This window comes from Bacillus sp. PAMC28571 (assembly GCF_014250435.1).
Taxonomy (GTDB): domain Bacteria; phylum Bacillota; class Bacilli; order Bacillales; family Bacillaceae; genus Bacillus; species Bacillus safensis.
Genome location: NZ_CP060191.1, coordinates 71,635 through 86,226 on the forward strand (window position 1 = coordinate 71,635; position 14,592 = coordinate 86,226).

Below are 14,592 nucleotides of genomic sequence, written 5' to 3' on the forward strand. Positions count from 1 at the left end.
CTTATGAGCAAGCAGAAAATTCAAAAGGTATATCCTTTAACACCAATGCAAGAGGGCATGCTGTATCATGCCATGCTAGACCCTAATTCCTCCTCTTATTTCACACAGCTTGAGCTTGGAATAAGCGGAGATTTTGATCTCGATCTTTTTGAAAAGAGTCTCAATGAACTCGTACGGACATATGACATTCTGCGTACAGCCTTTGTCTATCAGCAATTACAAAAGCCTCGTCAGGTTGTACTGGCTGAACGTCATATAGATGTGTATAGAGAAGATCTATCTCATCTGAATCATCAAGAGCAGAAAAAGGTATTGGATCAATATAAAAAGCAAGTGAGAAAGCAAGGATTTCACTTAACGAATGATCTGTTGTTGAAAGTCGCTGTTTTTCAATTAAATGAAACAAACTGGCACCTGATTTGGAGCAACCATCACATCATCATGGATGGTTGGTCCATGGGTGTTTTGATGAAAAAACTGTTTCATTACTATGAATCTTATCGGAACGGCCGAACGCCGGATCGCTCACAAGGTAAGCCTTATGCGGACTATATCCAGTGGCTTGGAAAGCAAAACAAACAAGAAGCAGAAGACTATTGGACGGAGCGGCTGGATGGTGCTGTTCAGCACCAAGGGCTGCTGCAGCAAAAAGAAGCGAACGGACAATATGACCATCAGGAATGGACGTTTACATGGGACGCTCAAACCGTACAAGCCATTCAAGATGTGGCAAGACAATGCCAAGTGACAGCACCGAACCTTTTTCAGGCTGTCTGGTCCGTTCTTTTAGGCACCTATCATGCAGCAGATGATGTCACATTCGGAACAGTCGTATCAGGCAGACCTCCAAGTGTGTCTGGGATTGAGCGGATGGCAGGGCTGTTTATCAATACGATACCTGTTCGGGTGACATTAGATCAGGAGCAGACCTTTAAACAGCTGTTTCAAACGGTTCAGCAGCATGCTCTGGAAGCGGAAAAATATGATTTTATGCCGCTTTATGACATTCAGCAGAGAACAGCTGCTGGAGGAAAACTCTTTGATCATTTGGTTGGGTTTGAAAACTATCCTTTAGATCAGGAGCTGTCTGGTGACACCATGTCTGCACGTCTCGGTTTTGCCATTGATGTAAAGGACGGATTTGAACAAACGAATTTCGACCTCAATGTCCTTGTCTATCCTGGTGAAACGTGGACATTGAAATTCAAATACAATGCGATGGCTTTTGAAGAAAAGGTCATTGAAAACATATCCAAACATCTGACCAATCTCATGAAGCAAATCATTCACAATCCTGATGTGCGTCTTCATGAAGTGACATGTATTACAGAAGAAGAAAAGCAACTGATTGAAGCGTGGAACCAGACGGAGCGAGATTATCCGAAGCACCTGTCCATTCCTGAGCTGCTCAATGCACGTATCAAGGCGCAGCCTGACCATCCGGCATTAGTCGAAGGCGAGCGAACATTCACATATGAAGAACTTGGACGTGAAATCCGTCGTTTAGCGAGCAGTCTTGTTGAAAACGGCGTTCAGCCGGGGGATGCAGTCGCGGTGTATATGAACCGATCAGCAGATGCGGTGATCACCATGTTAGCCATTTTATACGCAGGGGCTGCTTATGTACCGATTGATCCAGCTCAGCCTGATGAGAGAATCCGTTGGATGCTTGAAGACAGCGGCGTATCCATTGTGCTCTATGCTGACAGCCAGCCGCCAGTTGATGAAAGCATCAAAGCTGTTCATGTGACCGGCATGTCTCATCACTCACAAGCGGAGTTATCAGTCGAGACGTCCCCATCTCAATTGGCATATATCATGTTCACATCGGGATCAACTGGACGGCCAAAAGGAGTTCAAATTGAGCATCAGCATATTGTGAGGTTAGCATGCTCTCAGGAAAAAATAGGGTTGAACACGTCGGATCGTATGGCGCATACAGGAGCTGTCAGCTTTGATGCGATTACCCTTGAAATCTTTACTACGCTTCTGAATGGGGCGACGCTTTATCCTGTTGACCGTGATACTTTATTGGATATTCACCGATTTGAACAATTTATCCAAACACATCAGATCACAGCGCTCTTTTTAACGACTGGTTTATTTAATCAGCTCGCTCAGCAGCGGCCGCAAATGTTCAAAGGGTTAAACACATTATTCACCGGCGGTGATGTGATCAATGTGAAAAGTGCGGAGCTTGTGAAAAAGCATCATCCATCAATTACCTTGCTGAATGTCTATGGCCCAACCGAAAATACAACCATCTCGACCATTTACGAAGTAAGAGGAGATGAAGCGGGCCCGATCCCAATTGGTCAGCCGATCAATCATACGTCAGCTTATATTTTAGATGACTATCAAAGACTTCAGCCAATTGGAGCCCCAGGAGAGCTGTATGTGGGCGGAGATGGTGTTTCAAGAGGGTACATCAAACGTCCAGATTTGACTGATCAAGTATTCATGGCAGATCCCTTTAAGCCGTCAGGACGGATGTATCGAACGGGGGACTTGGCTAGATATGGTGCAGATGGTCAGATTGAATTCCTCGGTCGTGCCGATGATCAGGTGAAAATTCGTGGTTTCCGTATTGAGCTTGGTGAAATTGAATCAGTGCTTCATCAAGAAGCGGGCATAGATGAAGCAGTTGTACTTGTTCAGCAGCTTTCTTCAGATGAAAAGGAAATCATCGCTTACTTCACAGGATCACTGACAGAAGAAGAGGTACGAGATGTATTCAATCAAAAACTGCCAGCTTATATGGTGCCGCACCATGTGATGAAGCTGGATACCTTTGCACTGACATCGAACGGGAAGGTAGATCGAAAAGCTTTACCTAAGCCTGACGAAGTGCATCGCGAGGAAATCAAAATCATTCTGCCTGAGACCGAGACAGAAAAGGCACTCGCTGACATTTGGGAGGAGCTTCTTGGGAAAACGATTGGGATAGACGAGCATTTCTTTATGGCTGGCGGGCACTCGCTCAAAGCGATGATGATGTCTGCGAAGGTTCAAGAAGTGCTTCAAAAGGAAGTGCCGATTCAAGTGATTTTCGAGAAGCCGACGATTCGCTCATTAGCGGCTTACATCGATCAGGATGGTCAAGAAGAAACCGGACATCCTATTTTGCCAGCAGAGCAGGCGGACGAATATCCGGTATCACCAGCTCAGCGCCGTTTATATATTTTGCAGACACTTGAACCTGACAGCACGAATTATCATATTCCGATCGTCTTAACGCTTGAAGGAACACTCGAATATCAGCGGCTTAAATCAGCATTTAATCAGTTAATCCAAACACATGAAATCTTAAGAACGAGCTTTCATATGAACGGGGAAGACATTGTCCAAAGGGTGCATGAATGGACTGAATTTGACCTTCCTGTTCATGACATCAAGGAAGAAGAGGCGGAGGCATTTCTTACTGAACGTCAATCGCCATTTGATTTAACAGCAGCACCCCTTTTGCGAGCTCAGCTGCTAAAAGTCAGTGAGAACCGTCATCTTCTCGTCTTGGAAGCACATCATCTCATTACAGATGGCAGCTCCATGAAGACATTCATTCAAGATTTGGCGAAGGCCTACGATGGAGAAGCTCTTGCTGAACGAGCCCTTCATTATAAAGATTACGCTGTCTGGCAGCTAAGTGAAGAAGAAACGGAGAAACAGAAGGAGCATGAAGCGTATTGGCTGAAGCAATTTGAAGGAGATTTACCGATTTTAGAGCTGCCAACTGATTATCCGCGTCCAGCAGAACGTGATTTTACTGGAGAACGATTCATGTTTGGCTGTGATCAAGCAACGACTCAGCGAATTCAGGAACTGCTTCAGAAAACCGATACGACCATGTATATGTTCTTGTTATCCGCCTTTCAAGTGCTGCTTGCCTCCTATAGCGGGCAGGAAGATATCATTGTGGGTTCGCCAGTTGCTGGACGGACACACCCTGATATCCAAGATATGCCGGGGATGTTTATCAACACCATTGCGATGCGCGGAAAACCAGAACAAACCAAAACATTTTTACAGCTGCTTGAAGAAATAAAAGAAACAAGTGTTGATGCTTTTGCACATCAAAGCTATCCGCTCGAAGAGTTAATTGCACATCTTCCATTAGACCGTGATACAACTCGGAGCCCGCTTTTTAGCGTGTCATTTAACATGCAGAACATGGAGGTACCAGCGCTAAAGCTCGGCGATCTGCACATTTCGCCTTATGCCATTCAGCATCACTCGGTCAAATTTGATCTATCTTTAGAAGCATTTGAACGCGAGGGAGCATTAAAGCTGAGCTTTGACTATGCAGCGGCGTTATTTAAAGAAGAGACCGTCCGCCGGTTCGGAACTCATCTTCTGGCGATTATTCGGGAGGCGGTTCGTCATCCAGAGGAACAGATCGGCTTGCTCCATATACTGGATCAGCATGAACAAATAGAGCGTCTGGAGAAAAAAACCGAAGGGCAGACGAATCGTCATGAGCCATTCCATGTCCAATTTTCACGTCAGGCGAAGGAAACACCGGATGCTATCGCCGTCATGGATGATCAAAGAAAACTCACCTACCGCGAGCTTGAGGATATGTCATATGCACTTAGCTGTGAGCTTAAGAAACGAGGCGTCGAGAAGGAACAAACTGTGGCACTGATCCTTGACCGCTCTGTCTATGTCATCGTCTCCATGCTTGGTGTGATGAAAGCAGGAGGAGCGTTTGTCCCGATTGATCCGGCCTTTCCTGCTGAACGAATCCGCTACACATTAGAGGATTCAGGTGCACAAGTCATCGTGACAAATGAGTCTCTAGCAGATTCCTATCAAAATCATAAGTCGATTCAAGTGGTGCAGGTTGAACAAGCAGTGCATCAAAGCCATCCACTAGAATTGCCGGAAGTATCGGTTGAGCAGCTCGCTTATGTCATTTACACATCTGGGACAACGGGGAAGCCGAAGGGTGTACAGCTCACGCATCGTAATCTATCACACTATGTCAGCTGGCTGATAAATGAGGTGACATTGCAGGAATGTGATCGGACGGCACTGCTTTCTTCTTATGCGTATGATCTTGGTTACACAAGCATCTTCCCTGTTTTAAAAGCAGGGGGGACACTCTATGTTCCTCATGAAGACGTGTATACAGACCCTGTACGTTTGATGCGGTTGATTGATGAACAAGAGCTGACTTATATCAAAATGACACCATCCTTATTTCATATGATGGCAGATTCTAAGGAACATTCATTTAATGCTTTACGCCTGGTGGTACTTGGAGGAGAACCGGTGATCCCTGAGGATGTTGAAACATTTATGATGCAGCATCCATGCGTGGCAGTAATGAACCATTATGGTCCGACTGAGACAACCATTGGTACAGTGACCAAGCTGATCACACCGCAAGAGCTGGACGCTTTGAAGGAACGATCTTTGATCGGACAGCCAATTGCTCACACAAGAGCGCTCGTATGCAATCAGCAGCAGCGGCTTGTCCCTTATGGCGCGCCGGGAGAGCTTTATATATCTGGAGAAGGCGTGTCGAGAGGATATTTGAATCAGCCTGAATTAACAGCAGAACGTTTTGTTGAAAATCCATATGATCCTCAAGAGAGAATGTATCGCACAGGGGATTTGGTCAGACAGCATGCAAATGGAGATATTGAGTTTCTTGGACGAGTAGACGATCAAGTGAAAATCCGCGGCTATCGCATTGAGAAACAGGAAATTGAGCATGCCGCACGTGCTCTGGCATCTATTCAAGAAGTCTATGTAAAAGTCCTGCACCTGTCCCGTTTGCCGGAGCTTGCACTCTATTACACAGCGCCTGAACACATTGGAACACTGACGTTTAGAGAAAATCTTGCGGAGACACTGCCGGATTATATGATTCCAACGTACTTTGTGAAAGTCGATCACATTCCACTCACCCAAAACGGAAAGGTGGATGCGAAGTCTCTGCCGCTTCCGCATGAGGTGCATATGAACCATGCGGCGCATGTGGCACCAGAAACGGAACTTGAGCGGGCGCTGTGTGACATTTGGTCAGAAGTTCTTGGGGTTGAACAAATAGGTGTTCTTGACCACTTCTTTGAATTGGGAGGTCATTCCCTCAAGGGCATGGTGCTCATTTCGAAGGTGCAAGCAAAGCTGAACAAGCATGTGCCGCTCAAAGTCCTTTTTGAAAAACCAACCATACGGGCAATGGCAGCCTACTTGGAAGAAACAGATTCTTCGGTGGTGTCATCCATTCAGCCGGCAGATAAGCAAGATTTCTATCCCGTCTCTTCTGCTCAAAAGCGTATGTATGTACTGCAGCAGCTGCATCCAGAAGCAGTCACTTATCATATGCCAGCCGTTTTAATGATGGAAGGCAGCCTTGATGTGAAGCAGCTGGAAGCAGCGCTTCAAGCCTTGATCGGCAGACATGAATCACTTCGGACAGCCTTTGTAGAAATTGACGGCGTACCCGTTCAAAAAGTCTATCGCCAAGTGCCGTTTACATTAGAGGTTGATGAAATAGAGGGCGATCAGGAGCAGTCTGTCATCGATTCATTCATTACACCATTCTCATTACATCAAGCACCATTAATGAGGGCAAAAGTGGCGAAGTTTTCTGATGAGAAATATGTATTCATGATGGATATGCACCATATCATTGCAGATGGTGTCACACGCAGCCTGCTCATTCAAGAACTCGCAGAGCTGTATGAGAAAAAGACGTTACCGCCAGTTCAGCTGCATTACAAGGATTTTGCGGTATGGCAGCAGGAAGAAAAGCAGCAGGCACTGCTTGAGAAACAGCGGCAGTATTGGCTGGAGCAATATGCACAGCCGCCGGAAGACTTAGCACTGCCCCTTGATTTTCCGCGTCCTCAAGTTCAGTCATTTGAAGGAGGGCGAGTCGATAGATGGTTGTCTGCTGAAAAGGTGCAGTCCATCAAAACGCTCATGGCGGAAAAAGGTGTGAGCTTGAACATGGTGATGCAAACGGCATTTGCCATTTTCCTTTCCAAGTTAACTGGGCAGACAGATATCGTCATAGGCGCTGTGACCGCAGGACGTACGCATGCTTCGATCGAACGGGTTCCAGGCATGTTTGTCAATACACTGGCTCTTCGAAACGAAGTGCAGCCAGAAGAAACGACAGCGCAGCTGCTTGAAAAAATGAAAGATCGCAGCCTATCAGCCTATGAACATCAAGAATTCCCGTTTGAGGAATTGGTGGCTCAGTTAGATCTTCCGAAAGACACGAGCCGCAATCCATTGTTTAGTGTCATGCTGACAACAGATGACCGTGACCTGACGTTACCGGATTTGCATGGACTCAAGCTGTCGCAAAAGCAGCAAGATATCGTTCATGCAAAATTTGATATAACGCTCGGTGTATTTGAAGAAAATGACCAAGTGGGCTTGCGCTTTGAGTATGCAGCGGCCCTGTTTAAAAAGAGCACCATTCAGCGCTGGAGCATGTATATTGAAAAAATCATAGATGATATGCTGGCTAAGCTGAATCAGCCAATTTCAGCGCTATCTCTCATAACTGAAGAGGAAAAACGAGAGCTGATCAATGAATGGTCAGGACCTGCCCTAGACGTCCCGTTAGATAAAACCGTTTATGCCTTGATTGAGGCTAAGGCACAAGAAGCACCTCACCAAAAAGCAGCGACCTTCTGCGGAACGAGCTGGACGTATAAAGAGCTGAACAGCCGGGCGAATGTAGTCGCTTCAAGACTCATCGCAAACGGCACAAAACCAGGCGACCGCGTCGGTATTCTCACCCGTCCGTCCCTTGATATGACGGCAGCTGTTCTTGGCGTTCTCAAGGCAGGTGCGGCATTCGTTCCAATTGATGCAGACTATCCAGCGCAGCGTATTGCCTACATGCTGGAAGACTGCGGGGCAGAGGTACTTCTGATGCAAAAAGGGCACACTGCACCATCTTCCTTTACAGGTCAAGTGCTGTTCATAGAAGATGCCGTAGAAGGAGAAGCTCACGAGATTCAGGTTCATATCAAACCAACGGATCTCGCTTATATGATTTACACCTCTGGGACGACAGGACAGCCGAAGGGTGTCATGGTCGAGCACCAGTCCCTTGTGAATCTTGCATTCTGGCACAATGAAGCCTTCCAAGTGACGAAAGACGATCGAACCGCGAAATATGCCGGCTTTGGCTTTGACGCCTCTATTTGGGAGATGTTCCCGACGTGGATCGCCGGCGCAGAGCTGCACATTATTGACGAAGCGATTCGTCTCGATATGATCAAACTCAATGCGTATTTCAATAAAGAAAACATCACCATTGCCTTCCTGCCGACTCAGTTATGCGAGCAGTTTATGTCAATGGACAACCATTCTCTGCGTTATTTACTAACAGGCGGAGACAAGCTGAAACAAGTGAAGCCTGTTCCATACAAACTCGTCAATAACTACGGTCCAACTGAAAATACAGTCGTAGCGACAAGCGGAATGATCGATCCAGAACAAGGCACGATTCCGATAGGAACAGCCATTGCCAATACACGTTTTTACATCATGGGTTCTTTATACGACCTGTCGCCGCCAGGCGTACCAGGTGAGCTCGTGATCGCAGGAAAAGGACTGGCAAGAGGCTACTGGAATCTTCCAGATGAAACCAACAAACGATTTGTCCCAGATCCATTTTATCCAGGCGAGCGCATGTACCGCACAGGCGATCTAGTGAAATGGACAGAGGATGGAGAGCTGATTTATCTCGGCAGAATAGACCATCAGGTCAACATCCGCGGTTTCCGTATTGAGCTGTCAGAAATTGAAGCGCAGCTCTTGACGCTGGATTCGGTCAAAGAAGCCGTCGTGACAACGGTCAAAGATGCGAGTGATCAGGACGCCCTTGCCGCTTACGTGATCACGAAGAACGATACAGATACAGAGAACTTAAAAGAAAGCCTGAAACGCACGTTACCAGAATACATGGTGCCATCATGGATCATAAAACTAGACCAATTTCCAATGACGGCCAATGGAAAGGTCGATCTCAAAGCATTGCCAGCTCCTGATATGGAAGCGAACCAAACGGTATACGAAGCACCAAGAGATGAAGTGGAAACACTGCTTTGCGGCATTTGGGAAGATGTCCTTGGCGTCAGCCAAGTCGGCATTCACGATCATTTCTTCTTCCTTGGCGGAGATTCGATTAAAGGTATCCAAATGGCAAGCAGACTCACGCAAGCAGGGTGGAAGCTCGATATGAAACTTCTATTCCAGTACCCAACGATTGCGGAGCTGCGCCCATATATCGAAGAAGCCGATCAAATGACAGCTGACCAATCACCTGTCGAAGGAGAAGTCATTTTAACACCGATTCAACGCTGGTTCTTTGAACGAGCATTCAGCGATCAGCACCATTGGAATCTCTCGATGATGCTTCATGCACCAAATGGATTTGACCTTTCCATTACAAAACAAGTCATGCAAAAACTGCTTTCACATCATGATGCACTGCGTATGGTATACAAGCAGGAACATGGCGGCATCCTGCAATACAACCAGCGGGAGCTCACGGTTCCGCTGGAGATTATTTCTCAAGATGTCTCAAAAGAGCACGACGTGAAAAAGGCTGTTTCCACATATGCCAATGAGTATCAGCGTCAGCTGAACCTCGAAACAGGTCCGTTAATGAAAGTGATTTGTTTCCATGCAGAAGATGGCGATCATTTACTCATCGTGACACATCATTTAGTCATTGACGGTGTCTCATGCCGAATTTTACTAGAGGACTTTATGTCTCTATATCAGCAGGCAGCTCAGGGACAAATGCTTGTCCTGCCGCTGAAAACTCATTCCTTTAAAGAATGGGCAGAGGCCATTGAACGTTATGCACAGTCACAGCCATTAAAAAATCAGCAGGAGTATTGGGCAGAAATTGAAAGCAAACCATTAACCTCATTACCTGTTGATCATGAAGTGACAAAAAGAAAAGTTGCCGAAACCAAATCAGTTCAAATGCAGCTGACAGAAACAGAAACTGAGCATCTTTTGACCGATATTCATCTGCCGTACACAACGGAAATGAACGATATTCTTTTATGTGCTCTCGGTCTTGCTGTTCAAGAGTGGACAGGTGAGTCCCATGTACATGTGCAGCTTGAAGGTCATGGTAGAGAGGATATTTTATCAGGGCTGGATGTCTCTCGCACGATTGGCTGGTTTACGAGTATGTATCCAGTTGTACTTGAAGCGAAGCCAGATCAGACCATAGCTGATGCTATTAAAGGAACGAAAGAAATGCTGCGGCGTGTTCCAAATAAAGGAATCGGCTACGGGATCTTAAAATACATGACAGCCGCTGAACCGTCAGGACAGCACGTACATCCTGAAATCAGTTTGAACTATCTTGGACAGATTGATCAGGAAGTGACGACAGAACTCTTTGGGCCGTCGACTTATGATATGGGACGACAAGCAAGCCCTGATTCGGAAGCTGTTTATAAGCTGAACCTTAGTGGTCTTGTTCAACAAAATAGATTCATTTTGTCTTGTTCCTATTGTGCAAGTGAATATGAAGAACAGACGATACAGCAGTTCATGGCATTGTTGAAGGGGAAAATTCAATCCATCATCACCCATTGCTTAACGCAGCAAGAACGGGAATTTACGCCAAGTGACTTCTCCGCGGCTGACCTTGAAATGGATGAAATGGACGACATTTTTGACATGCTTGAGGAGAAATTGACTTAACAACACGAGATGAATCATAAAAAAGGAAGGGAGGATGAAATAGATGAGTCAATTTAAAAGGGATCAAGTTCAAGACATGTATTATCTGTCACCGATGCAAGAAGGAATGCTGTTTCATACCCTCCATCATCAGGAAAAGGGCTTTTATGTAGAGCAAATGGATATGAACGTTAAGGGCACACTGCGTTATGACTTAGTTGAGAAAAGCATGAATATCATCGTGGAGCGGTACGATATTTTTCGTACCGTGTTTCTCCACGAAAAAGTAAAGCGCCCTGTCCAAGTTGTACTAAAAGAACGTCCTTTTACACTTGATGTTGTGGACTTGCAAGATCTTTCTGAAGACGAACAGCTTGAACGTATAGAGAAATTCAAACAACAGGATCAGCTGAGAGGATTTGACCTCTCGAAGGATTCTCTCATGCGGGCGTCTGTTTTCCAAACGGGCCCTGCCAGCTATCGCTGGATATGGAGCTATCATCATATCCTTCTGGATGGCTGGTGCTTTGGACTTGTGGTGCAGGAGTTATTTGCGATTTATCATGCACTTTTACATGACGTCCCTTACAAGTTAGAACCGGTCAAACCATATAAAGAATATATAAAGTGGCTGGAAAAACAAGATAAGCAAGCATCACTTCAATATTGGCAGCAATCATTAGCAGGGTTTGATGGACAATCGACCTTTAAAGAACAGCGGAAACAAACGAATGAACATGAATTAGGCGAAATTGAGTGGTCCATGAGTAAAGAAGAAACGGCCGCTTTATCAGAGTTAGCGCTGCAGCAAAATGCAACGTTAAGCAGTGCGCTTCAATCAGTCTGGTCGGTTCTGCTGAGCAGATATCAGCGGTCAAATGATGTGCTGTTTGGAACAGTTGTGTCAGGACGTCCGGCAGACTTGGCTGGCGTTGACAGGATGGTTGGATTGTTCATCAATGTCATCCCAAGAAGAATTCAGCTGACAGATCACATGACATTTCGTGCGCTCCTGTCAGAAACACAGCAGCAGTCTCTTGCTGCCGAGCCGCACCAATATATTCCGATTTATGATATTCAGGCAAAGACAGGTCAGCAGCAGCTCATTGATCATATTGTTGTGTTTGAAAATGTTCCAGCTGCAAAGAAGGACGAGCAAGAAGCACGGTTAGGGTTCACGGTGGAGGACATGAATGTCTATGAAAAATCAAACTATGATCTCAATCTGCTCGCATCGCCTGGAGAAGAATTACTATTGAAGCTGGCCTTTAACCAAAGAGCGTTTGATCCTCAATTTGTTCATAAGTTAAAGGAACAGCTCAGCCTATTGATACATGAGGCGGTCAAGCATCCTGATCAATCGGTTCATACACTCCCATTCGTCACAAAACAGGAAAAACAGCTGATTCTTGAGGAATGGAATGCACCTGAGCTTGAGCATGACCAGCTGTATTTATCGAAATGGTTTGAGCATAATGTCCGCAAACAGCCAAATGCAGTGGCGCTATCAGCAGAAGAGCAAACGATGACATATGCTGAACTGAATGAACAAGCCAATCGATTGGCACGACATTTGCAAAAAAATGGAGCCGAACATCAAACGGTCATCGCCATTTTAGCCGATCGAACGCCTGAACTCATTGTCAGTCTGCTTGCTGTCTTAAAAGCAGGCGCAGCCTATGTGCCAATTGATCCCGGCTATCCAGAAAGCCGCATTCAATACATGCTTAAAGACAGCGGAGCGACGCATCTTCTGACTCACTCATCCTTTATTGGTCAGGCGAAGGGACTTGGGTTTGCTGGCACGTATCTGTTTGCAGATGACCAGGAAATTTCACTAATGAGCTCAGAGAATCTACCGCTGGAAGCAGGTTTACACGATACGGCATATATCATGTATACATCAGGCACAACGGGTCAGCCAAAAGGCATCATGACAACCCATTCCAATATTGCCCGGGTGGTCAAAAATACGAACTACTTAACCATTTCAGAAACAGATACACTACTGTCGCTATCCAACAGCGTATTTGATGGCTTTACCTTTGATGTATACGGTGCACTTTTAAACGGAGCAAAGCTTGTCCTGCCGAAAAAAGACACCATTTTAGATATGCATGAGCTGACGGAGCTGATTAAAAGAGAAAGCATTTCTGTCATGTTTGTTCCAACTGCTTTATTTAATCTTCTTATTGATGAAGAAACCGATTGGATGCGCAGTGTGCGCAAGGTGCTGTTCGGAGGTGAGCGTGCATCTATACAGCATGTGAGAAAAGCCTTTGATGTCATGGGGAAAGGCAGACTAATCAATGTCTACGGCCCAACTGAATCAACGGTTTTCGCCACCTATTATCCTGTAGATGAAGCGCCTCCGATCGAAGCGCATTCTATTCCAATCGGAAAGCCGATTAACCAAACGGGTGCTTATATATTGAGCCAGCACGGACAGCTTCAGCCGATTGGAATGGTCGGAGAACTTTGTCTCAGCGGCAAAGGGCTTGCGAAGGGGTATTTGAATCGTCCTGATCTGACAAAAGAAGCCTTTATCACACATCCATTTGCTGCGGGAGAAAGGCTGTATCGTACGGGTGATTTGGCTTATTTTCGAGCAGACGGTCTGATTGAGTATGCAGGCAGAGTGGACGATCAGGTGAAAATTCGCGGCCACCGAATTGAGCTGACAGAAATTGAAGCCCACCTTCTCATGCATCCAGGCGTAAAGCAAGCTGCCCTTATGACGGATCAGCATGGCTCGCAGCATACAAGACTGCTCGCCTATATGACGTGTGAGGAGGAGTGGAAGGACAAAGTTGATGTGATCAAGTCAGGGCTGAAGGAGAAACTTCCGGCTTACATGCAGCCTCATGAGCTGATCAGACTTGAGAAAATGCCGCTGACACCAAACGGTAAGATTGATAAACGTCAGCTGCCAAAGCCGGAGACGCCTCAAGGAAACCGCCATGTGAAGCTTCCGGCCAATGAGATAGAACAAAAGCTGCTTGTCATGTGGCGTGAAGTGCTTGAACGAAATGATATCAGTACAGATGACCATTTCTTTGAGCTTGGTGGACATTCTTTAAAAGCGATGTCACTTTTATCAAAGGTGTCGAAGGAATTCGATGTTCAGGTGCCTATTCACTTGCTGTTTGAGACGCCGACAATTGAAGCCATCAGCCGTTATATTCAACAGCAGGATCATGAAGCTGCCGGCTATCTTGTATTCAATGAATCTCAAAGGCCAACAGTCTTTGCTCTTCCGCCATTACCGGGCTACGGCTTTATCTATCAGGAAGCTGCCAAAACGCTTGATAGCGTTCGTTTGATCGCCTTTGACTTTATTGAAGCTGATCAACGCATGACGCAATACGTTCAGCATATTCAGCACCTTCAGCCTGAAGGACCGCTGACTTTGATGGGCTACTCTGGCGGGTGCTATCTGGCCTTTGAGCTCGTTCAATCGCTTGAACAAGCAGGACGGACGGTGGAAAAGGTCATCATGATTGATTCCTATAAGAAAATTGGTGAAAGTGATTTAGAAGGACGATCAATTGATGACGATATCGCAGCGATTGTCCATCAATCAAAGCAAAGTGAACTTGCCCAAGAAGAGCTCGTTCAAGAAGCGCTTGCTCAAAAAACGCGGGCCTATTATGAAACATTTGTTAAGGGGGTGAATCAAGGAAAGATACAAGCAGATATTGATTTCATCCAATCAGAAGAGCAAATTGATATACCAGACTGGATGGATCATTGGGAAGAAGCGACGACCGGTGCTTATCGCTATTATCAAGGCTATGGTCAGCATGCTGACATGTTCAAAAACAAAGAATGTGCAGCCCAAAATGCCCAGCTGATCCAAAAGATCGTCAATCAAAAAAATAGAGAAGCCGTTTTGTAAACTTTAGATCA

2 protein-coding genes are annotated in these 14,592 nt (G+C 45.8%); both read left to right on the forward strand.

From position 1 onward, the window contains the following. Positions 1-3 precede the first annotated feature (3 nt). Positions 4-10,704 (forward strand): non-ribosomal peptide synthetase, encoded by a 10,701-nt coding sequence (locus H7F25_RS00290; protein ID WP_185854083.1) that lies wholly within the window; start codon positions 4-6, stop codon positions 10,702-10,704. 43 nt (positions 10,705-10,747) lie between these two features. Beyond that, the gene (locus H7F25_RS00295; RefSeq protein ID WP_185854084.1) at positions 10,748-14,581 is read left to right on the forward strand and encodes a non-ribosomal peptide synthetase; all 3,834 of its coding nucleotides are present in this window, start codon (positions 10,748-10,750) and stop codon (positions 14,579-14,581) included. Positions 14,582-14,592 lie beyond the last annotated feature (11 nt).

Bases quoted from the DNA above. Each gene is read 5' to 3' on its own strand.
- H7F25_RS00290 (WP_185854083.1), top strand. From the start codon at position 4: ATGAGCAAGCAGAAAATTCAAAAGGTATATCCTTTAACACCAATGCAA.
- H7F25_RS00295 (WP_185854084.1), top strand. From the start codon at position 10,748: ATGAGTCAATTTAAAAGGGATCAAGTTCAAGACATGTATTATCTGTCA.